Source organism: Mesorhizobium sp. WSM4820 (genome assembly GCF_055811075.1).
Genome location: NZ_JBVVQN010000002.1, coordinates 323,569 through 342,629, shown reverse-complemented (window position 1 = coordinate 342,629; position 19,061 = coordinate 323,569). Strand labels below are relative to the sequence as shown.

General features: G+C 62.9%; 20 protein-coding genes. 8 read left to right on the top strand and 12 right to left on the bottom strand.

Annotated elements, in window-relative coordinates; translation table 11 throughout:
• Positions 1-15 precede the first annotated feature (15 nt).
• Positions 16-777 carry a tRNA pseudouridine(38-40) synthase TruA gene (truA, locus tag AC0L2R_RS05025; protein ID WP_473507922.1) on the top strand — a complete coding sequence of 254 codons (762 nt, stop codon included), beginning with the start codon at positions 16-18 and terminating at the stop codon, positions 775-777.
• A gap of 276 nt (positions 778-1,053) precedes the next feature.
• Here truA and AC0L2R_RS05020 read toward each other — a convergent pair whose 3' ends face one another.
• The 6 genes from AC0L2R_RS05020 to dapD all read right to left on the bottom strand — a co-directional run bounded on the left by AC0L2R_RS05020 (position 1,054) and on the right by dapD (position 6,403).
• Entirely contained in the window at positions 1,054-1,659 is a 606-nt protein-coding gene (locus AC0L2R_RS05020; RefSeq protein ID WP_023801567.1) for a hypothetical protein, read from the bottom strand.
• A 2-nt stretch (positions 1,660-1,661) separates the two neighbouring features.
• Entirely contained in the window at positions 1,662-2,861 is a 1,200-nt protein-coding gene (dapE, locus tag AC0L2R_RS05015) for a succinyl-diaminopimelate desuccinylase (protein ID WP_473495111.1), read from the bottom strand.
• A 289-nt stretch (positions 2,862-3,150) separates the two neighbouring features.
• Positions 3,151-4,158 carry a diguanylate cyclase domain-containing protein gene (locus AC0L2R_RS05010; RefSeq protein WP_473495110.1) on the bottom strand — a complete coding sequence of 336 codons (1,008 nt, stop codon included), beginning with the start codon at positions 4,156-4,158 and terminating at the stop codon, positions 3,151-3,153.
• Positions 4,159-4,405: 247 nt separating this feature from the next.
• The gene (locus AC0L2R_RS05005; RefSeq protein WP_473507921.1) at positions 4,406-5,128 is read right to left on the bottom strand and encodes a hypothetical protein; all 723 of its coding nucleotides are present in this window, start codon (positions 5,126-5,128) and stop codon (positions 4,406-4,408) included.
• Positions 5,129-5,149: 21 nt separating this feature from the next.
• Entirely contained in the window at positions 5,150-5,521 is a 372-nt protein-coding gene (locus AC0L2R_RS05000) for a DUF805 domain-containing protein (protein WP_027152133.1), read from the bottom strand.
• A 27-nt stretch (positions 5,522-5,548) separates the two neighbouring features.
• On the bottom strand, positions 5,549-6,403 hold the full coding sequence (gene dapD, locus AC0L2R_RS04995; protein ID WP_473507920.1) for a 2,3,4,5-tetrahydropyridine-2,6-dicarboxylate N-succinyltransferase: 855 nt from the start codon (positions 6,401-6,403) through the stop codon (positions 5,549-5,551).
• A gap of 143 nt (positions 6,404-6,546) precedes the next feature.
• On the opposite strand from dapD, the gene AC0L2R_RS04990 reads away from it, so the two are divergent.
• Positions 6,547-7,386, top strand: a complete 840-nt coding sequence (locus AC0L2R_RS04990; protein ID WP_473507919.1) for an LOG family protein — start codon at positions 6,547-6,549, stop codon at positions 7,384-7,386.
• 36 nt (positions 7,387-7,422) lie between these two features.
• Here AC0L2R_RS04990 and AC0L2R_RS04985 read toward each other — a convergent pair whose 3' ends face one another.
• Positions 7,423-8,130: a pyrimidine 5'-nucleotidase gene (locus tag AC0L2R_RS04985; protein ID WP_023801574.1), complete on the bottom strand. Its 708-nt coding sequence runs from the start codon at positions 8,128-8,130 to the stop codon at positions 7,423-7,425.
• A gap of 162 nt (positions 8,131-8,292) precedes the next feature.
• On the opposite strand from AC0L2R_RS04985, the gene AC0L2R_RS04980 reads away from it, so the two are divergent.
• Complete coding sequence (locus tag AC0L2R_RS04980) at positions 8,293-9,054, top strand: GGDEF domain-containing protein (protein WP_023801575.1); 762 nt, start codon at positions 8,293-8,295, stop codon at positions 9,052-9,054.
• A gap of 118 nt (positions 9,055-9,172) precedes the next feature.
• Here the strand turns inward: AC0L2R_RS04980 and phhA are convergent, their stop codons facing one another.
• Positions 9,173-10,009, bottom strand: a complete 837-nt coding sequence (gene phhA, locus AC0L2R_RS04975; RefSeq protein WP_128175770.1) for a phenylalanine 4-monooxygenase — start codon at positions 10,007-10,009, stop codon at positions 9,173-9,175.
• A 135-nt stretch (positions 10,010-10,144) separates the two neighbouring features.
• Between phhA and AC0L2R_RS04970 the strand changes: the two genes are divergently transcribed.
• Positions 10,145-10,621 (top strand): Lrp/AsnC family transcriptional regulator, encoded by a 477-nt coding sequence (locus AC0L2R_RS04970; RefSeq protein WP_023801577.1) that lies wholly within the window; start codon positions 10,145-10,147, stop codon positions 10,619-10,621.
• Between the two features lie 61 nt (positions 10,622-10,682).
• Here AC0L2R_RS04970 and argB read toward each other — a convergent pair whose 3' ends face one another.
• Positions 10,683-11,576, bottom strand: coding sequence for an acetylglutamate kinase (gene argB / locus AC0L2R_RS04965; protein WP_077374521.1), 894 nt, complete (start codon positions 11,574-11,576; stop codon positions 10,683-10,685).
• Between the two features lie 75 nt (positions 11,577-11,651).
• Complete coding sequence (locus tag AC0L2R_RS04960) at positions 11,652-13,175, bottom strand: amidase (RefSeq protein WP_473507918.1); 1,524 nt, start codon at positions 13,173-13,175, stop codon at positions 11,652-11,654.
• Between the two features lie 216 nt (positions 13,176-13,391).
• Between AC0L2R_RS04960 and AC0L2R_RS04955 the strand changes: the two genes are divergently transcribed.
• From AC0L2R_RS04955 to msrB, 4 genes are all read left to right on the top strand, one after another.
• Positions 13,392-13,931 (top strand): sigma-70 family RNA polymerase sigma factor, encoded by a 540-nt coding sequence (locus tag AC0L2R_RS04955; protein WP_473508073.1) that lies wholly within the window; start codon positions 13,392-13,394, stop codon positions 13,929-13,931.
• Complete coding sequence (locus tag AC0L2R_RS04950) at positions 13,928-14,626, top strand: anti-sigma factor (RefSeq protein ID WP_473507917.1); 699 nt, start codon at positions 13,928-13,930, stop codon at positions 14,624-14,626. The genes AC0L2R_RS04955 and AC0L2R_RS04950 overlap by 4 nt, the downstream gene beginning before the upstream one ends.
• Before the next feature lie 233 nt (positions 14,627-14,859).
• Positions 14,860-15,417, top strand: coding sequence for a fasciclin domain-containing protein (locus AC0L2R_RS04945; RefSeq protein WP_091596413.1), 558 nt, complete (start codon positions 14,860-14,862; stop codon positions 15,415-15,417).
• A gap of 218 nt (positions 15,418-15,635) precedes the next feature.
• The gene (msrB, locus tag AC0L2R_RS04940) at positions 15,636-16,136 is read left to right on the top strand and encodes a peptide-methionine (R)-S-oxide reductase MsrB (protein ID WP_473507916.1); all 501 of its coding nucleotides are present in this window, start codon (positions 15,636-15,638) and stop codon (positions 16,134-16,136) included.
• Between the two features lie 40 nt (positions 16,137-16,176).
• Here the strand turns inward: msrB and AC0L2R_RS04935 are convergent, their stop codons facing one another.
• Both AC0L2R_RS04935 and AC0L2R_RS04930 read right to left on the bottom strand, forming a co-directional pair.
• Entirely contained in the window at positions 16,177-17,709 is a 1,533-nt protein-coding gene (locus AC0L2R_RS04935; protein WP_473508072.1) for a DHA2 family efflux MFS transporter permease subunit, read from the bottom strand.
• An 82-nt stretch (positions 17,710-17,791) separates the two neighbouring features.
• Entirely contained in the window at positions 17,792-18,973 is a 1,182-nt protein-coding gene (locus AC0L2R_RS04930; RefSeq protein WP_473507915.1) for an HlyD family secretion protein, read from the bottom strand.
• Positions 18,974-19,061 lie beyond the last annotated feature (88 nt).

Here is a 19,061-nt window from a genome sequence, read left to right as displayed (position 1 = left end):
TCATCCTTCTTAGGAATGCCGCGTTTTCGCCTCGACATCGAATATGACGGCAGCCTCTATGCCGGCTGGCAGCGCCAGGCAGACCAGCCTTCGGTGCAGCAGGCGATCGAACAGGCGATCGAGAAATTCTGCGGCGAACAGGTCTCGCTGCGCGGCGCCGGCCGCACCGATGCCGGCGTCCATGCGACCGGTCAGGTGGCGCATGTCGATCTCGTCAGGGCGTGGCCTGATGACAAGGTGCGCGATGCCGTCAACGCCCACCTGCAAACGGCCAAGGCGCGCATCGCCATCCTCAAGGCGGCTGTGGTGCCGGTTAGCTTCGATGCGCGTTTCTCGGCGATCGGCCGCCACTATCTCTACCGCATCGTCAACCGGCGCGCGCCGGCGGCGCTCGACAAGGGCAAGATCTGGTGGGTGCCGAAGCGGCTCGACGCCGAGGCCATGCACGAAGCGGCAAAGGTGCTGCTGGGGCGGCATGATTTCACCACGTTCCGATCGACCCAGTGCCAGGCCGACAACCCGGTCCGGACGCTCGACCGGCTGGATGTCAGTCGGCTGGGTGACATGATCGAAGTGCGAGCCTCGGCGCGCTCGTTCCTGCACAATCAGGTGCGCTCGATGGTCGGCTCGCTGAAGCGCGTCGGCGAAGGCGGCTGGACAATTGCCGACCTGAAAGCGGCGCTCGACGCGCGCGACCGTGCAGCCTGTGGCCAGGTGGCGCCGCCCGACGGACTTTTTCTTATCGGTGTGGACTACCCGCAGGCGGCTCACGACTGAGTAAAAATCAGTCCTCGTCGTCTTCAACCAATTGTGGGAGTTGGCGCTGCCCCTCATCGCCCTGCTGGGCACTTCTCCCCGTATAGTGCGGAGAGAAGAGGCTGCCGCAGCCGCAGCATCCTTCTTGCAACGTCTGTGGTTGGCAAAATCGTTGATGAGAGCTGCCCTCTCCCCGTCACTATACGGGGAGAGGGCAGCCGGCAGGCAGGTGAGGGGCGGCGCCAACGTCAGCAAGCGAAACCACACCGGGAATTCGGACAAATTCAATTGGATGCTTCAAGTGCCGGTTCCGCTCGGCGCGACGATGCCGAGCAGCGCCTGCAGCACGAACAGAACGACCAGCGACGCCACGAACATTCCGGCGAAGACAGCGCTGCCGACAGCCGCGCCCCTGCCGATGGCGACGTTTGTCATCCGCCAGGTCAGGATCATCGACAGCGCGAACAAAAGCAGCGACGCCAGTACGGCGAACTCGTTGGTGGACGGCAGGAAAAGCCTGATCAACGCCGCTGGCAGCATCATCCAGGCGATGATCGCCGACGCCCAGTTGCTGGCGACGACATAGTGGACGAAGCGCCCGCCGATGCCGGCGCGCGGCGCGACGAGGGCAAGGCCGACAAGCGGCAACACCCAGACGCCGATGTCGACTGTCGCCAGACGGATCAGCATGCTGAAGCGTCCGGCGAATGCATTCGGATCGCCGATCTCGTTGGCGAGGCCGACCCAACCGACGATCAGCGCCGGTGCCGCGACGACGATGGCGAAGAAGGAATTCCAGAAACCGTCGGCCGAAAGGTCGAACTGGCGCAGCCCATCGGCCTTGCCGAGCATCAGTCGCCAGGCGCCGTTGAGCGAAGCATAGGTTTCATCCGACGAAAGCATGATTACGATGCGCCTTGCTCGAACCAGTCTTCGATGAAGCGCTGATAGATCTGCGTCAGCGTCTCGAGGTCGGCAAGTGCGACGCGTTCATCGACCATGTGCATGGTCTTGCCGACCAGCCCGAACTCGACCACCGGACAATAATCCTTGATGAAGCGTGCGTCGGAGGTGCCGCCGGAGGTGGAAAGCGCCGGCTTCCTGCCGATCACCGCCTTGACCGAACCGCTCAGTGCTTCGATCAGCCGCTCGTCGCGGGTGAGGAAGACGTGGCTCGGCCGGTCGCGCCAGGCGAGTTCGTAATCGACCGGCGTCGTCTTGCCGGCCCGGTATTTCTTTCGCTTCGCCGCCTTGTCGAGACGGTTGTGGATTTCCGCCTGGATGGTCTCGGCGGTCCATGTGTCGTTGAAGCGGATGTTGAAGGTGGCGGTCGCCTTTGCCGGAATAACATTGGTGGCCGGATTGCCGACGTCGATCGAGGTCACCTCCAGATTGGTCGGCTGGAAGTCCTTGGTGCCCTTGTCGAAGACTGGCTGCAGCAAGGCGTCGACCAGCGTCATCAGGCCGCGCACCGGATTGTCGGCAAGCTGCGGGTAGGCGGCGTGGCCTTGGCGGCCGTTGACGATGATGCTGCCGGACAAAGAGCCGCGCCGGCCGATCTTGATCATGTCGCCCAGCGCATCGGGATTGGTCGGCTCGCCGACGATCGACGCATCCCATTTTTCGCCCTTGGCGACCGCCCATTCGAGCAGCTTTGTCGTGCCGTTGATGGCCGGCCCTTCTTCGTCGCCGGTGATCAGCAGCGAGACCGAGCCTTTCAGGCCGCCTTTCGACTCGAGATGGCGCGCCACGGCGGCGATGAAACAGGCGATGCCCCCCTTCATGTCGACGGCACCGCGACCGAACATCTCGCCCTTGGCGATCTCGGCAGCGAAAGGCGGATGCGTCCATGAGGTCTCGTCGCCGACCGGCACCACGTCGGTATGCCCGGCGAACATCAGGTGCGGACCGTTGCCGGAGCGCCGCGCATAGAGATTTTCGATATCGGGCGTGCCGTCCTCCGAGAACAACGGGCGCTCGACGGAAAAGCCGAGTGGTTTCAGCATTGTTTCCAGCGTGCTCAGTGCCCCGCCCTCGATGGGTGTCACGGAGGGGCAGCAGATGAGGGCGGCGAGATTTCCAGCGGGATCGGTCGGCAACGTCATGGGCAAAAGCGTTAGTCGAAAGCGCAAGGCCTGTCACGGCCAGACATAAGGGCCAGCCATCCCGCCGACACTATGGTTTTCATGGCGTATTGTCGCAGGCCTGATGCATGTCGCCCAAAAGGCATGGCCTCGGGCTTGACCCGTGCGGGCGCAGCGGTTTTGGGCAAATGCGCATAAAACAAACAAAGGCTTAAAAGTGCGTCGCAGGAGTCGCTTCAGACGCGACGCACTTAGGCGGGATACGGGATATTGCATGGACTGAGCGACAAAGGCCCAATAATCGCTGTGGTCAGTTCGCGGCCCGCACGTGCGCCCGGTAACGGCCCTTTCCGGTGCGTTTGGCTTCATATAGCGCGTGATCGGAGCAGGTGAGAAGAAGTTCCGGCTCGCCGCCGTCGGCAGGCGAGAAGGCACTTCCAATGCTCAACCCGATGCGTATTGCGGTGCCCACGCCAAGGTCGAAAGGTACCGAAATCTTCTCAATGGCCCGCTTTGCCAGCATGGTGGCTTCGATCTCGGATGTGTCGGGCAGCAGGATCACGAATTCGTCACCGCCGATGCGAAAGACCACATCCCCCGGTCGGAAAGCGCGCTTCAATCGTTCGGCTACCTTGCGCAGCAGCATGTCGCCGACCGCGTGGCCGAAGCGGTCATTGACGTGTTTGAAGCCGTCGAGGTCCATGCTGAGAACGGCAAACGGCCTGCCGCCGTTTGCTGCCGGCGTCGCAAGCTCGCTGCACATGCCGCGCAGTTTCTCCTGAAGGAAGATGCGGTTTGGCAGGCCGGTCAGCGCGTCCTTGATCGCCAGATCGCGATTGTCCAGTTCGGCGCGGATCATGCGGGCGTTGATCGCATGATTTTGAAGCAGCACGATGATGACGCCGGCCACATAGAAAGGCACTTGAAATCCGACGATCGACATTCCGGGCGCCGGAGATAACAGCGCGCCAACCAGGAAAGGCAGGCTTACGGCCAGCATGACGAATATGGCGTAGCGCGGGGTCGCTGCGTTGCGCGATGACACCACGCCGACGACGCCTGCGACGTTCAGGGCAGCCAGCACGGCAAGCGCCATATCCCCGCTGACGACGCAGCCATAGCAGCCGAGGCCGAAAATCAACGACCATGACCCACCGGCGGCCATGAGGCCCGCCAGCGGCCCCGTTCCCCCGCGCTTGCGGGTCCGCTCACATTCCCGCATCAGCAGGAAGCGGACGGCAAACAGAATGAGGTCGGCCGCCATCCAGGCGTAGGGCCACCGGTCGCCGGTGACGACCGCGGCGCCGACTGCCAGCACCAGGACACTGATGGTGCCGAACAGGACAGCGAATTTGCGCTCGAAAGTGGTGTCGAGAAGCCGCGCGCGGACAGCTTCCGGTTCCGCTCTGATCGGTGAAGAAAACCAGGCGAACAGCCGCGCGCCGGCGCTTCGCTTTCCGCGCGTTTTCGGGTTGGCCAGGGGTTCGTCGTGTGCCAGTCGAGTGCTCCGTGCCGGTCGACACAGTCTTCACAGGGCATGCTGGACCAAGGTGATTAAGATTAGCTTAGGTAATTGGACGAGCCGACCGCAATGGACCGTCGATCAGCGTGATCTTTTGCCAGATCTTTCGCGACAGATTGGAGCCCAGGGACTCGATGTCGTTGACGCCATCGACGACCACATCGTCGTTGACCGATTGCGCGAACAGCGCGGCGATCTTGCCGGTGATCGACAGCATTTCGGAGCAATAGTCGAGGTAGCGCGCGAGATCGGCACGGTCGGTTATGCGTGCCGGTGAATGCGATGTCGGCTTGAAATCGGTTGAAAGCGCTGCCGGATCCTTGGTCAGCTGATGCATGTCGATGACATGGATCAGCGATCGCAAGCCATGAAGCTTGCGAAACACCTGCTTACGCTTGATGCGCTCCTCGGTCCGGATCAAGGCCAGGAAGCCGAGCATCGCGAGGATGATCATGTTGATCAAAGATTCGATGCCTTGCACCGACTGGATGGCGTCGTGGGTTCCCGAGATGCGGCCGAGCGGCAGGATGGTGCCGACGAACAGGAACATCACCGCGCCGGCGGCAATGGTGACGATGACGACGCCGCGCAGCCACCAGATCGGCGCTTCCAGCGCCTTCGCCGCCTTGGCCAGATCACGCGACAGCGACACAAGTTCGATGGCGACGCCACGCAAGCCGGTATCGGGAAACCGCTCGGCGACGCGTTTTTCCAGTCGCTCGGCAGTTTCGATGATCAGTTTCGCATCAAGCGTGCGGTAGCGCATGGCTAGAGACCCGCCCGGCGCTCAGGATTCGGCCGGCGCATTGGTGCGTTTGCCGTAGCGGTTGGGTCCGGGATCACTTTTGAAAAAGGCCAGAATGACAAGGAGAATGGCGCCGACGATGAGAGAGATCAATGCGTAGTAGGTAGGCTTGCCGAAATCATGGAACCGCTTCGCCGTTAGCGCAAACGTTGACCATGTCGAGACGACCACAGCGATCCACCAGGCGAGCGCCCAATACTGACTTGCAGCAGTGCCCAACGGCGTTCGCGAGAACTGGTAGAGCAGGAAAAGCTGAGTGAGGAGCGGCAAAAGACCCGCCAAAACATAGGCGCTGGGGTTCACTCGCCCGGAAAGGCTGAAGAAAAGCCATAGAAATCGAGGTCTGTCGAGCAAGCGGGTAGGTCCGTTTTTTTGAAAAGATCAATCGCGAAGCAGTTCATTGATCGAGGTTTTGGAACGGGTTCTGGCATCGACCCGCTTGACGATGACGGCGCAGTAGAGGCTGGGACCGGCCTCGCCATTGGGCAAAGGCTTGCCGGGCATCGAGCCGGCGACGACGACGGAATTGGCCGGCACTTCGCCGTAGAAAACCTCGCCGGTGGCACGGTCGACGATCTTGGTCGACTGGCCGATGAAGACGCCCATGCCGAGCACCGAGCCCTCGCGCACGATGCAGCCTTCGACCACTTCGGAGCGTGCGCCGATGAAGCAATTGTCCTCGATGATGGTCGGGCCGGCCTGCATCGGCTCCAGCACGCCGCCGATGCCGACGCCGCCCGACAGATGCACATTCTTGCCGATCTGGGCACAGGAGCCGACCGAGGCCCATGTGTCGACCATGGTGCCGCTGTCGACATAGGCGCCGACATTGACGAAGGACGGCATCAGCACGGCACCTGGCGCGACGTAGGCGGAGCGCCGCACGATCGACGACGGCACGGCGCGGAAACCTGCCTTCTCGAAATCGATGGCGCTCCAGCCGTCGAATTTCGATGGCACCTTGTCCCACCACACGGCCTGGCCCGGACCACCCTTGATGATCTCCATCGGGTTGAGCCGGAACGACAGCAGCACCGCTTTCTTCAGCCACTGGTTGACATGCCATGTGCCGTCGGCCTGGCGCTCGGCAACGCGGACAACACCCCGGTCGAGCAGGTCGAGCGCCGCCTGGATGGCGTCGCGCGCTGCGCCGCGGGTTGCCGTCGAAATCGTCTCGCGTTCCTCGAAGGCGGTTTCGATGGTCTTTTCGAGGCTCGCCAGATCGGGCTTTGACATGAATTCGCTCCATTACCAAGCTGTTAAGGGGCCGCACCTTAACCTGTTTTGAAAGTCGCCGGACCCTATGTGAAGGCTTGGTGAGGGTCAATCGCGGCTGCGTCGCGGGACGGCGCAACTGAATAATTGGACGGGTAGGTAATATGACTCCTATGGAAAAGGCGGGGTGGACGCCGCTGCCGCATTCGGACGAGGATCTGGAGCGGTCGAAAAGCGTGCCGGACACGCCGCAGACGCGTGCCGAGACCTACCGGTTGGCATGGAACGATCCCGACTTCATGACACGGCGCGAATTGCGCGCGGTCAGGCTGCAGCTCGAACTGTTGAAGCCGGAGATGATCCTGGCCGAGCGCGGCATCGGCTCGACCGTCATCCTGTTCGGCGGGGCGCGCATACCCGAGCCGGGCGGTGAAGCCTGGGCGGCCAAGAACGAGACGCAGAAGGAAAACCTCGAGAAAAACAGCAAATATTACGAGGAAGCGCGAAAATTCGCCCGGCTCTGCTCGCAGCAGTCGGCCACCTCCTATTATCGCGAATTCGTCGTGGTGACAGGCGGCGGACCCGGCGTGATGGAAGCCGGCAACCGCGGCGCCGACGATGTCGGCGCCCCGTCGATCGGCCTCAACATCGTGTTGCCGCACGAGCAGGCGCCGAATGCCTATGTGACGCCGGAGCTCTGTTTCAACTTCCACTATTTCGCGGTCCGCAAGATGCATTTCGTCATGCGCGCCAAGGCTGTCGCGGTGTTTCCCGGCGGCTTCGGCACGATGGACGAATTCTTCGAAACGCTGACCCTGATCCAGACCGGCCGCATGGAGCGCGTGCCGGTGATCCTGTTCGGCAAGGCTTTCTGGAAACGGGCGATCGATCTCGATTTCCTCGCCGAGCAAGGCACGATCACCCCTGGCGACCAGGACATCATCGATTTCGTCGACACCGCCGACGAAGCCTGGGAGATCATCAGCCGCTTCTATCAGCTTTAGGCCGCGGGCTTCGATCCGGCTTTACGAAGCAATGGCTCAAGCGGTGATGTCGACGATCGCGGTGAGGAATTCGGCAAGATCGTCGGTGACGAAATCCACATCGTCCTCGTGGCCCGGGTCACGTTCCCAGATTTCCGAGAAGGTCGGCTCGAAGTTGCGCGGCACAACCAGCACCGTGGTCATGCCCAGCGATTTCGGCACGGACAGGTTGCGGGCCAGATCCTCGAACATCACCGCATTGTGGCCGGTGACCGCGTGGAGTTCCGCGAACTTCTCGTAGGTCTGGCGGGCCGGCTTGGGGTTCAGCCCGGCAGCGACGATATCGAAGATGTCGTCGAAATGATCGAGGATGCCGAGTTGGCGCGCGGTGCGTTCGGCATGCCTGCGGTCGCCATTGGTGAAGATGAACTTGCGGCCGGGAAGCTGGCGGATGGCGGTGCCGAGAACGGGATCGGGAACCAGCCAGGAATAGTCGATGTCATGGACCTTCTCGAGAAAGTCGTCGGGATCGATGCCGTGGCGCGCCATCAGACCGTTCAGCGTCGTGCCATATTCCCGGTAGAGTTCCTTCTGCAGCTTGCGGGCATCGTCGCGTGGCAGCGTCAGCAGTTCTCCGACATAGGCGGTCATCTTTACGTCGATCTGCGAGAACAGGTTCGAATGGTGCGGATAGAGGGTGTTGTCGAGGTCGAACACCCAGTCGGTGACGTGGGCAAAGCGGGCGGGATCCGGGAGCGTGGTCATGCAACCCCTTATGGCACGAAACAATGCCTTTGGCAGAGGCTTTATCCACAACTTATGCGCGTCACGGGTGGCGAAAATCGCGCGATGGTTCAAATTTTAGGCATCGCCGAAAGGTGCCATTCAGGGCTTGCTGGCACACAGACGGTCCAGGGGGAACCAGCGATGAGCCGCATATTTCTGAAGTCTGCCGCCGTCGCTTTCGCCTCCCTCGCGGTCTCGCTGTTGTTGACGCTGATCGTCGTTCCGGCAATGGGCTTTCCGATCAACCGCACGATCTGGCTGACGTCCACGGTCTGCCCGCTGGTGCTCGCCTGGATCGCCAGCGCCTACACGTTCTGGCAGGGCGAGAGGTTGAAAGGCGCTCATCGCGACCTCGCCCGCGCTCATGCCCAGCTCGCCGCTGCGCATCGGCGCCTGTCGGAGAAGGCAAGCCGCGACGACATGACCGGCATGCTCAACCGCGAGAGCTTCTTCGCCGCCCTCGAGGCCACCCGGCGTAAATCCGATCGCGGTGCGTTGCTGATCATCGACGCCGATCACTTCAAGCTCATCAACGACAGCTACGGCCATCTGACCGGCGACGATGCGCTGCTCCTGATTGCAAGCGCGATCGAGCGCGGCGTGCGCAGCGGCGACGTGATCGGCCGCATCGGCGGCGAGGAATTCGGTGCGTTTCTGGTCGGCGCCACCGAACAGGAAGCCAAACGCGTCGCTGAACGCATTCGCCGTGAAGTCGAGCTGATCCGCTTCCGTCCCGTCGATGAGCGGGTCATACCCCTCACCGTCAGCATCGGCGGTGTCACCTGCGGCGAGGATGCCGGCGTATCGGATCTGATGCGTGTCGCCGACCGCCGCCTTTACCAGGCCAAGGATCGCGGCCGCAACCTGACCATCCTGGACAGGGACGTTTCCGAAGCGGCCTGAGCACGCCATCAGGCGTCTAGAAGCCCGGCTCACCCGGCCTGCCGATGGATTGCCATCACAGCGCGCCACCAATAACGCCCGCGCCGATCGGCTGCGAGCGTCCGAGCCGGGCCAGCGTCTAAAGTTTAGCCGGGTCGAGCGCCGGCTTGCCCTTGTGGCGTCCGATGATCGCTGCCATGTCGGCGACGTTGTGGAAGGCATCGCGCAAAACGTCGAAGGACGGCAGCACGAAATAGGCGCGCTGGAACTTGTCGATCTCATAGCTGGTGCGCATTACCGTTTCCAGATCGAAGGGAACATGATGCGCGTCCTTGCTTTCAACCGCGAATTGAAGTTCGGCAAAGGACGACATCAGCCCGGCGCCGAAAGCCTTCAACGGTTGGCCGGCCTCCTGGATCAGCCCGTACTCGACGGTGTACCAGTAGAGGCGGCTGATCATCTCGTCGCCGCCGAGCGCGATCAGATGCTCGGCCTTCTCGCCATACATCTGCATGAAATCGGCAAAGACCGGCTGGGTCAGCACCGGCACATGGCCGAAGAAGTCGTGGAACATATCCGGCTCGACGATGTAGTCGAGCTCTTGTTTCGTCCGCAGCCAGTTGGTCACCGGGAAGCGCCGGGCAGCCAGGTGGACGAAGAAGGCCGGTGCGGGAATGAGGCCCGGCACGGCGACGATTTCCCAACCGGTAAGCTTGCGCAGCTTCTCGCTGACCACACCGAAATCCGGAATCCTGTCGAGCAGGCCCAGCGTGGCGACGCCGTCGAGATAGGACCGGTGTGCCAGCTTTTTGGTCAGCTTCGTCTGGCGGTCGCACAAAGTACGCCACACTGCCTGCTCATCAGCTGTGTAGTTGTAGCTCTGCTCAACGGTGAAATCGGCACGGCAGACCGAATAGTCGCCGCGAAGGCCTTGCGCCGCGCATTCGCGGGCGTAATCGGCAACGTTCATAGTCATGGCTGTTCTCCCTAGGAATCACGACTAACATCTTGAAAGTTTAGCCGGATCCGGTGAGGCAAATCCGCTTTGATGATGGCTCGAACAGGCGATTTGAGGTAAAAGCCACCACAGCAGAGCTGCAGGAGAGTGAAAGTGCCTCAGTTTGACGATTTTGAGATCAAGATGCTCGATATCTTGCAGCGCGATGGGCGCAAGCCTGTGTCCGAACTGGCCCAGGAGATCGGGCTTTCGACGACGCCATGCGCGCGCCGCTTCGAGGCTCTTCAGAGCGCCGGCATCATCAAGCGCTTTGCCGCTGTGCTCAGCCGCCGCGCCATCGGCCTGATGGTCGAAGTGTTCATTCAGGTGCGCCTGGTGACCCACAGCGACGGGTCGCCCGAAACCTTCATCGCCGCCGTGCAGCGCATGGACGAGGTGTCGTCGTGCTGGACGATGACCGGCGACTACGATTTCCTGCTGCATGTGATGGTGCCGTCGGTCGACGAGCTCAACGCCTTTGTCATGCACCGGCTGATGCGGCTCGACGGCGTGCGCGACGTCCACACGCAGCTCGTGCTGCAGAACATCAAGGGGCCGGGCCACGTGCCGCTTGGGCACCTCAGGCGATAAGTTCGCCCTGGCGCCTGTTGCTCAACCTTAGGTTGATGCTCCAAAAAGTTGCAGCCTGCGCTTACCGCACGATCAGTGTGCCGGCGCCGTGTTCGGTAAACAGTTCGAGCAGCACCGAATGCGGCGTCTTGCCATTGAGGATGACGACGCCTTCGACGCCGCGCTCGATCGCCTCGATGCAGGTCTCGACCTTGGGGATCATGCCGCCCGACACCGTGCCGTCCTTGATCAAGGCCTTGGCCTCGGCGACGGTCAGTTCGTCGATGAGCTTCTTGTTCCTGTCGAGCACGCCGGGCACGTCGGTGAGGAACAGAAGGCGTGTCGCCTGGCAGGCGCCGGCGATGGCGCCGGCGAAGGTGTCGGCATTGATGTTGTAGGTGTGGCCGTCACGGCCCGGCGCCACCGGCGCCAGCACCGGGATCATTTCGGACCGCGCCAGAAGGTCGAGCAGGGTGCGGTCGACCTCGACCGGCTCACCGACGAAGCCGAGATCGAGCACACGCTCGATGTTGGAGTCCGGGTCGATCATGGTCTTGCGCGCCTTTTCGGCGAAAACCATGTTGCCGTCCTTGCCGCACAGGCCGATGGCCCATTCGCCCTCGGCATTGATCAGCGCGACGATCTCCTTGTTGATCGAGCCGGCCAGCACCATCTCGACGATCTCGACCGTCTTCTGGTCGGTGACGCGCAATCCGCCCTCGAACTTCGATTCGATGCCCATCTTGCTCAGCATGGCGCCGATCTGCGGCCCGCCGCCATGCACGACGATCGGGTTGACGCCGGATTGTTTGAGCAGCGCGATGTCGCGGGCAAAGGCCTTGCCGAGCGCGATGTCGCCCATGGCGTGGCCGCCATACTTCACCACGACCGTCTTGTTCTCGTAGCGCTGCATATAGGGCAGCGCCCTCGAAAGCAGCGCGGCCTGCATTTCGGCGGTGGCGGCGAGGTCCGTCATTCGGCTTGGTTCCCAGCTTGGCATGAACGGCGGCGTCTTAGCGGGAATTGGAGCAGGGGGCAAACGGCTTTGCTGTCACGTCAGGTGAAATCGGCCTGCTTTCATACCGGGCACCTGCAGTGGCGCCCGCCGCGTCAGCCATCCCGAAATCTTTTCCATTTGCGCGGCGAGGGACAACAAGGTCTCCTCGTCGCCGGGGCGGCCGGCGGCCTGGATGCCGAGCGGCAGGCCGGCATCGGTGACATGAACAGGCAGCGCGATCGACGGCTGGCCGCTGACGTTCTGGATTGCCGGCCAGTGGGTGAACCACAGGCTCTTGTCCATCAACTGGCCGAACAGCGGCTTGAATTTCAGCAGGCGGGCAAGCCGCAGCCTGTCGAGCATTTCTTCCAGGAACGCATCTGCGCCTTTTGGATCCATCGCGCCGCAGGCGAGCGGCGGATGCGCGATGACAGGCATCAGCACGGCATCGTACCGCGCGGTCTCGATGATCAGCCGGCGCGACGTGGCATGCAGCCGCTGCAGGCAGGCATAGATCTCGCCGGCCGAAAGAACTTCGCCGAAGGCGCTCATCACCCGCGTGGTGCGTTCGATATCACCCGAAATGGAGCGGCCGACGCGCAAGACCTCGCCGCGCATCGTGCCGGCCACCGCCGCGGCGACGGTTCTGGCGAAATCAGCGATGAAATCGCGATCGATATAGGGCAGGTCGATCTCCTCTATCGTATGGCCGCCTTCGCGCGCCAAAGCTATCGCAGTGTCCAGCGCCGCCAGCGTCTCGGTCGATATCGGCAGGCCGAGCGGCGATTTTCGGTAGACCGCCAGTTTCAGCTTGCCGGGGTCACGCACTGCTGCGGCGGCGAAAGTTCCTTTCGGCGTCGGCGCCGCATACGGCGACAGCGGATCGGGCCCATGCGTCAGGTCGAGCAGCAGGGCCGAATCACGGACCGAGCGGGAAACGGCGTGGTCGATGACCAGGCCGTACCAGCTTTCGCTGACCAGCGGCGTCAGCGGCACACGGCCGCGCGAGGTTTTCAGCCCGACCAGCCCGGTGCAGGCGGCGGGAACGCGAATCGAGCCGCCGCCGTCCGAAGCATGTGCCACCGGCACGACGCCGGCCGCGACCAGCGCCGCCGCACCTCCAGACGAACCGCCGCTGGTATGGGCTGTATTCCACGGATTGCGGGTGATGCCGAAAGCGGCGGATTCGGTCATCAGCCTCAACCCATGTTCGGGCGAGGTGCTGGTGGCGATCGGGACGAGGCCGGCGGCCAGATGGCGTTCGGTCATCACCGAGTCGAAATCGGCAACGAAAGCCGGAATGCGGCTGCCGCCGTGCGTCGGCACGCCTTTCATGGCGATGCCGAGATCCTTCAGCGCGAAGGGCACACCGGCCAGCGGCAGCTTGCGGTCGATGGTTTTCGCGCGCGTCCGCGCCGCCTCGTAAAGCGGCTCGGCGATGGCATTGATATCCGGGCGAGTGGCCTCGGCCCGCGCAATCGCCGCGTCGACGAGCTCCTGCGGCGAGATTTCTCCTTTGCGCACCAAGCCGGCCAGGCCGGTAGCGTCATGTTCCCACAGGGCCCGTTCGACCGACATTCTTGCTCCCCCAACTATCGGCAAGCTAGAGCATCGGATGCAAAAGTGGAAACCCGGTTTTGGGAAAATCCGATGCTCAAAAAGGTCGGCTCTTTCTCGTCAATGGAAGCCGACGGCGCTCCCGGTGCACAGGAACGCTTCCGCCGTTGCAATACATTGCAGTGGAATGATCTGGGGCAATTGCCTAATTTGGGCAATTGCTTAATTTGGCAGCCGATGACGCCGCAGGACATCAGCGACCTGATCGTCCGGACTTCGATGAAGGACCGGGCTGCGTTCGATCTGCTCTACCGGCAGACCAGCGCGAAACTTTTCGGCGTCTGCCTTCGTGTATTGAAGGACCGGGGAGAGGCAGAAGAGGCGCTGCAGGAGGTCTTCGTCAAGATATGGACGAAGGCCGACCGTTTCGCCGTCTCGGAGCTAAGCCCGATTTCCTGGCTGGTGGCCATTGCGCGCAATCACGCGATCGATCGGATAAGGGCGCGGCGAGAGCCTGCTGCCTATATCGACGCTGCGCTCGACGTTGCCGATCCGGCGCCGGGACCGGAAGCTGCGGCTGTTGCGGGCGGTGAATCCGGGCGCATCTATCGCTGTCTCGACGAATTGGAAAAGGACCGGGCGGCGGCCGTCCGGGGCGCTTATCTGGACGGCGAAAGCTATGCCGAACTGGCGGCGCGCCATGACGTGCCGCTGAACACGATGCGAACCTGGCTGCGGCGCAGCCTGTTGAAGCTCAGAGAGTGTCTTGAAAGATGACGCTGGCAGAGGATGACGGACCGGAATCTGGGGGCGACGACCTGTTTGCCGCCGAATACGTTCTTGGCGTCCTGGCCGCGGACGAACGCGAGATTGCGTCACGCCGCATCGACGCGGACGCCGCTTTCGCGCACCTTGTCGATGCCTGGGAGGCGCGTCTTTCGCCGATGGCCGACGCCTATCCGGAGACAGAGCCGCCGATCAGGGTCAAGGAGGCATTGGATCGCCGGCTGTTCGTCGCAGAGCCTCGCGCCGGCCTCTGGTCAAGCCTTGTCTTCTGGCGCGGTCTTGCAGCCGCTTCCGTCGCCGCGTTGGCGATCTATATCGCCGAGCCTTACCTCAACCCGCCGGCCGAGCCGCCGCGGCTCATCGCCTCGCTGGCTGCCGATGGCAGCGACGTCAGATACCTCGCCGTCTATGATGCCGCCCGTCGCGAGGTCGGCCTGTCGCATGTCTCCGGCGAGCGCGCCGCCGGCAAGGATTTCGAGCTTTGGATGATCGAGGGCAAGAATGCGCCGGTCTCTATGGGCGTCATCCCGGCCGGCCAGACCGCGCGTATGACCATCTCCCCGGCCGTGCAGGAAAAACTTGCGCAAGGCGCCGTGCTTGCGGTCAGCCTTGAACCGACCGGCGGTTCGCCGACCGGCCAGCCGACCGGCCCTGTGGTCGCTGCGGGCGAACTGAAGAGCATCTGATCGCCCCTGTCTGCTAATCCCCTATCTGTCGATTTTTCGAGAAGATTTTAAATCTATCGCCTGTGGTGACTTTAGCGGGAAAGCATGCAGGCTGTAAGAGTCCTGCCCTGAAAATCATGCTCGCCGTTATAAAAAATAAAATTTTCTCCTGAGCGGGCGAAACTCGGGCATTTATCCCCCGTATCTCCTTGCGCCCCAAAGAGGGGAAGAAATAAACTGAGGAGATAGAAATAATGCGTAAGTTCGCCACCCTTTTGCTTGCCGGAACGGTCGCCGTCTCCGCGCTCGCCACCGCCGCCTATGCCGAAAATCCGATGGTCGGCGGCGCCGCCATGTATGCCACCCGGAACATCGTCGAGAACGCCGTCAATTCGAAGGATCACACGACGCTGGTCGCGGCCGTCAAGGCCGGCGGTCTCGTCGACACGCTGCAGAGTGCCGGTCCCTTCACCGTGTTCGCGCCGACCAACGAGGCCTTTGCCGCCCTTCCGGCCGGCACCGTCGATACATTGCTCAAGCCCGAAAACAAGGACAAGCTGGTCAAGATCCTGACCTGCCACGTCATCGGTGCCAAGGCGATGGCCGCCGACGTTGCCAAGATGGCCATGGACGATGGTGGCGCGCACAAGGTCAAGACGGTTGGCGGCTGCGAGGTGACGCTCAAGGCCGAAAACGGCAAGGTCACCGCGACCGACGAGAACGGCAATGTCGCCAATGTGACCGTCGCCGATGTCGAGCAGTCGAACGGCGTCATCCACGTCATCGACAAGGTTCTCCTGCCGAAGATGTAACGAAGCGGGCGTCGCCAGCGAACATATGGCTGAGGCTCCATGCCGAGTGCGCGGGTTTCCGCTTGCGTGACCCGCGCAATCGACAAGCGTACACTCCGCACCGTCCGCTGTAAGCGTGGGGCAGGTGCGGAGTGCCCGTTGTCGAGAGCTGGCCGTCACCGGCTTTTGATTTCCATGTGACGGTCGAATTTGGCAAACGGACAGAAGGAGGAATGGTGATGATCCGGCGCGACTTTCTTTGGAGCGGTGCCGCTGTGGCATTGCTGGCAGGCACGGCGGCAGCGCTGCGCATCGGCCGGCCGCAGGATGCACACGCGGTCGAAACCTTCGAGGTCACCAAGACCGAGGCCGAGTGGCGCGCCATCCTGTCCGATGCGGCTTTCAATGTGCTGCGCAAGGAAGGCACCGAATATCCCGGCACCAGCCCGCTGCTCAACGAACATCGCAAGGGCATCTTCGCCTGCGCCGGCTGCGACCTGCCGCTCTATTCCTCCGAAACCAAGTTCGATTCCGGCACCGGCTGGCCGAGCTTCTGGCAGGAGATTCCCAACGCCGTCGGCATGACCGTGGACAGGTCGCTGGGCATGACCCGGACCGAGGTCCACTGCCGCCGTTGCGGCGGTCATCTCGGCCATGTCTTCGACGACGGCCCGCCGCCGACCGGCCTGCGTCATTGCATCAACGGTGTCGCCTTGACCTTCAAGCCGGCCACGGCCTGACCCACAGCGCCGCGTCCTTTGGGCGCGCAAAGTTGCGCGGTCAGTGTCCGCTGCCTCCGCCCGCCGGCTCGGCCGGCTTGCGGATGACCATAGTGAAGATCGCCAGCGTCGCGAATAGCGCCGTCAACAAATAGAACACGTCCATGAAGGACAGCAGCGAAGCCTGCTGCTGGACCATGCCGGACAGTTTGGAGATCGCCGCCTTGGAGGCGTCGAGGCCGGCATTCTGCTGGAAGTCGAGCGTCATGTTCTGCAGCCTGGTCTGCGCCTCGGCGCTGCCCCATTGCACATGCTCGGCCAGCCTTGCGTAGTGGAAGGCGCTGCGATCGATCAGCACGGTGTTGATGACGGCAAGGCCTACGGCACCACCGAGATTGCGGGTGAGGTTGAACAGACCGGATGCATTCTTAAGCCGGTCAGGCGGCAGCGTTCCAAGCGCGATGTTGTTGATCGGCACCATACACAGCATCATCGAGGCGCCGCGCAGGATCTGCGGCAGCAAAAGCTCCCAGAAATCCCAGTCTGCGGTCAGATAGGTCATCCGCCAAGTGCCGGCAGCGAAGCCGAAGAAGCCGATCATCATCATCAGCCGCGGATCCATCTTGCGCGACAGGATGCCGGAAATCGGCGCGGTGACGAACATCGCCAGGCCGCTGACGAACAGCGCCTCGCCGATCATCAGGGAGTCGTAGCCGCGGATGCGCCCCAGATACACCGGATAGAGATAGGTCAGGCCGTAGAGGCCGATGCCGATGACGAAGGAGAACAGCGAGCCGAAAGCGAAGTTGACGTTGGCGAAGGCCTTCAGGTCGACGATCGGCTCCTCGGCAGTGAAGGCGCGCCAGAAGAACAGCACCGCGCCGGCCGTCATCAGGATGGCGCAGATGAACACGGCTTGGTCCTGAAGCCAGTCGTTGTTGGGACCTTCCTCGAGCACAAATTCCAGCGAGCCGAGGAAAGCCGCCATGCCGGCGAGGCCCCACCAGTCGAACTTGCGGAACAGGCTGAGATTGGGCTTGTCGAAGTCGATCAGCGACCATGCGGCTGCGGTCACTATGATGCCGGGCACCACATTGATCAGGAACAGCCAGTGCCAGGACATGGCATGGCTGATATAGCCGCCGACAGTCGGGCCGATGGTCGGCGCCAGCGTCGCCACCAGGCCGATCATCGGCGACACCATGGCACGGCGCGACGGCGGGAAGATGGTGAAGGCGGCAGCGAACACGCTTGGGATCATGCCGCCGCCGATAAAACCCTGGACGGCGCGGTAGACGATCATCTGGTCGATGTTGGTGGCGGTCGCCGCCAGCGCGCTCGCGGCGGTGAAGCCGGCCGCGGAGACGGTGAACAGCACACGCGTCGACAGCATCCGGCTGAGAAAACCGGACAGCGGGATCATGATGACTTCGGCGATGAGATAGGCGGTCTGCACCCACGGAATTTCGTCGGAGCTGGCGCTCAAGCCGGCCTGAATCTCGGCCAGCGAGGCCGAAACGATCTGGATGTCGAGGATCGCCATGAACATGCCGAACACCATCGCCAGGAAGGCGATGATGCGGCGTGTGGGAATGGTATCAGGCGCAGCCGGCCTCGCCGGCGGCGGTCCTGCTGTCGAGGTTGCGGTTGCCACGGCATTGCTCCCAAGCGGCCGCTCAGTTCGACGCCGAAGGTGCGGTGCGGCTGTCGACGGCGACGACGACGCTGAGGCCGGCGCGCAGCTTGCCTGTCTTCAGCACATCCGCCGGCACGTCGATGCGAACCGGGACGCGCTGCACGACCTTGGTGAAGTTGCCGGTGGCGTTTTCCGGCGGCAGCAGCGAGAACACCGCGCCGGATGCCGGCGCCAGCGACGAGACGGTGCCTTCGAAATCCTGGCCGTCGATCGCGTCGACCGAAATCCTGACCTTTTCACCAGGCACCAGCCGGGCAAGCTGGGTCTCCTTGAAATTGGCGACGATATAGAGCTTGTCCATCGGCACGATAACGGCGAGCTTCTGTCCGGGGCTGATCAGGTCGCCCTGCTCGACCGAGCGGTTGCCGACGACACCGTCATAGGGCGCGCGCAGCACGGTGAAGGACAGGTCGCGTGCGGCCTTGTCCCTGGCAAGCTGCAGCGACGCCAGCGTGCTTGCCGTCTCCGCGCGCTGCGCTTGGAGCACACCGATATTGGCCTCAGCCGCCGCGATCTGGGCGTCGGCACCGACAAGGGCGGCATTGGCCTGCTCGACCGCGGTCTGGGCATCGTCCAGTTGGGCCTGGGTGCCGACATGTGTCTTGAGCAATTGGGCGGCGCGCGCTTGGACACGCGCCGCATTGGCGGCGGCGGCCTGGTCGGCGGTCTTCTGCGCCTGCGCCTGCTCGAGCGAGGCGCGCGCCGCCTCGGTCTGGGCGTCGATACGATCGAGCGTCTTGCTCAAGGTGGCGATCTGCGCCTCGGCCTGGGCGACCGCTATTTTGTAGTCGCCATTGTCGACGACCAGCAGCGGGTCGCCGGCCTTGACCTGCTGGTTCTCGGTCACCTTGACCTGATCGACATAGCCGGAAATTTTCGGCGAAATGAACGCCATGTCGGCCTGGACATAGGCGTCGTCGGTGGAGATCATGAAACGCCCGTCGGTCCAGTAATCATAGCCATACCAGGCGCCTGCGCCCAGCAAGCCAAGCGCAAGGATCGGCAACAGAAAGGAGCGTGCCGAGCGTTTCTTTTTGGCCGGCGCCTCGGCCGGAGGGCTTGTTGCGGGTTCAGTCGGTGGGTTCGGCGCTTCGATTGCCGGCGCAACCTTGGCGTTGGGGAAGGGACGGACTTCGGCGGTTGGGGTCGCGTTCGAGGACATGGCATCTCTCTTGGCATCGCTAGAAACCGGGCATCAGACTGAACCGTTCGGTTCGATGTTGACGTTGACTTAGCGCGGTGAGAGGCCC

What these genes read in the sequence shown, in the direction of transcription:
- phhA (WP_128175770.1), bottom strand. Translation starts at nt 10,009, where the DNA reads ATGACTATGAACGTTGCCGATTACGCCCGCGAATGCGCGGCGCAAGGC.
- truA (WP_473507922.1), top strand. Translation starts at nt 16, where the DNA reads ATGCCGCGTTTTCGCCTCGACATCGAATATGACGGCAGCCTCTATGCC.
- AC0L2R_RS04930 (WP_473507915.1), bottom strand. Translation starts at nt 18,973, where the DNA reads ATGTCCTCGAACGCGACCCCAACCGCCGAAGTCCGTCCCTTCCCCAAC.
- dapD (WP_473507920.1), bottom strand. Translation starts at nt 6,403, where the DNA reads ATGTCAAAGCCCGATCTGGCGAGCCTCGAAAAGACCATCGAAACCGCC.
- AC0L2R_RS04990 (WP_473507919.1), top strand. Translation starts at nt 6,547, where the DNA reads ATGACTCCTATGGAAAAGGCGGGGTGGACGCCGCTGCCGCATTCGGAC.
- msrB (WP_473507916.1), top strand. Translation starts at nt 15,636, where the DNA reads ATGATCCGGCGCGACTTTCTTTGGAGCGGTGCCGCTGTGGCATTGCTG.
- dapE (WP_473495111.1), bottom strand. Translation starts at nt 2,861, where the DNA reads ATGACGTTGCCGACCGATCCCGCTGGAAATCTCGCCGCCCTCATCTGC.
- AC0L2R_RS04985 (WP_023801574.1), bottom strand. Translation starts at nt 8,130, where the DNA reads ATGACCACGCTCCCGGATCCCGCCCGCTTTGCCCACGTCACCGACTGG.
- AC0L2R_RS04960 (WP_473507918.1), bottom strand. Translation starts at nt 13,175, where the DNA reads ATGTCGGTCGAACGGGCCCTGTGGGAACATGACGCTACCGGCCTGGCC.
- AC0L2R_RS04980 (WP_023801575.1), top strand. Translation starts at nt 8,293, where the DNA reads ATGAGCCGCATATTTCTGAAGTCTGCCGCCGTCGCTTTCGCCTCCCTC.
- AC0L2R_RS05005 (WP_473507921.1), bottom strand. Translation starts at nt 5,128, where the DNA reads ATGCGCTACCGCACGCTTGATGCGAAACTGATCATCGAAACTGCCGAG.
- AC0L2R_RS04945 (WP_091596413.1), top strand. Translation starts at nt 14,860, where the DNA reads ATGCGTAAGTTCGCCACCCTTTTGCTTGCCGGAACGGTCGCCGTCTCC.
- AC0L2R_RS05020 (WP_023801567.1), bottom strand. Translation starts at nt 1,659, where the DNA reads ATGCTTTCGTCGGATGAAACCTATGCTTCGCTCAACGGCGCCTGGCGA.
- argB (WP_077374521.1), bottom strand. Translation starts at nt 11,576, where the DNA reads ATGACGGACCTCGCCGCCACCGCCGAAATGCAGGCCGCGCTGCTTTCG.
- AC0L2R_RS04950 (WP_473507917.1), top strand. Translation starts at nt 13,928, where the DNA reads ATGACGCTGGCAGAGGATGACGGACCGGAATCTGGGGGCGACGACCTG.
- AC0L2R_RS04955 (WP_473508073.1), top strand. Translation starts at nt 13,392, where the DNA reads ATGACGCCGCAGGACATCAGCGACCTGATCGTCCGGACTTCGATGAAG.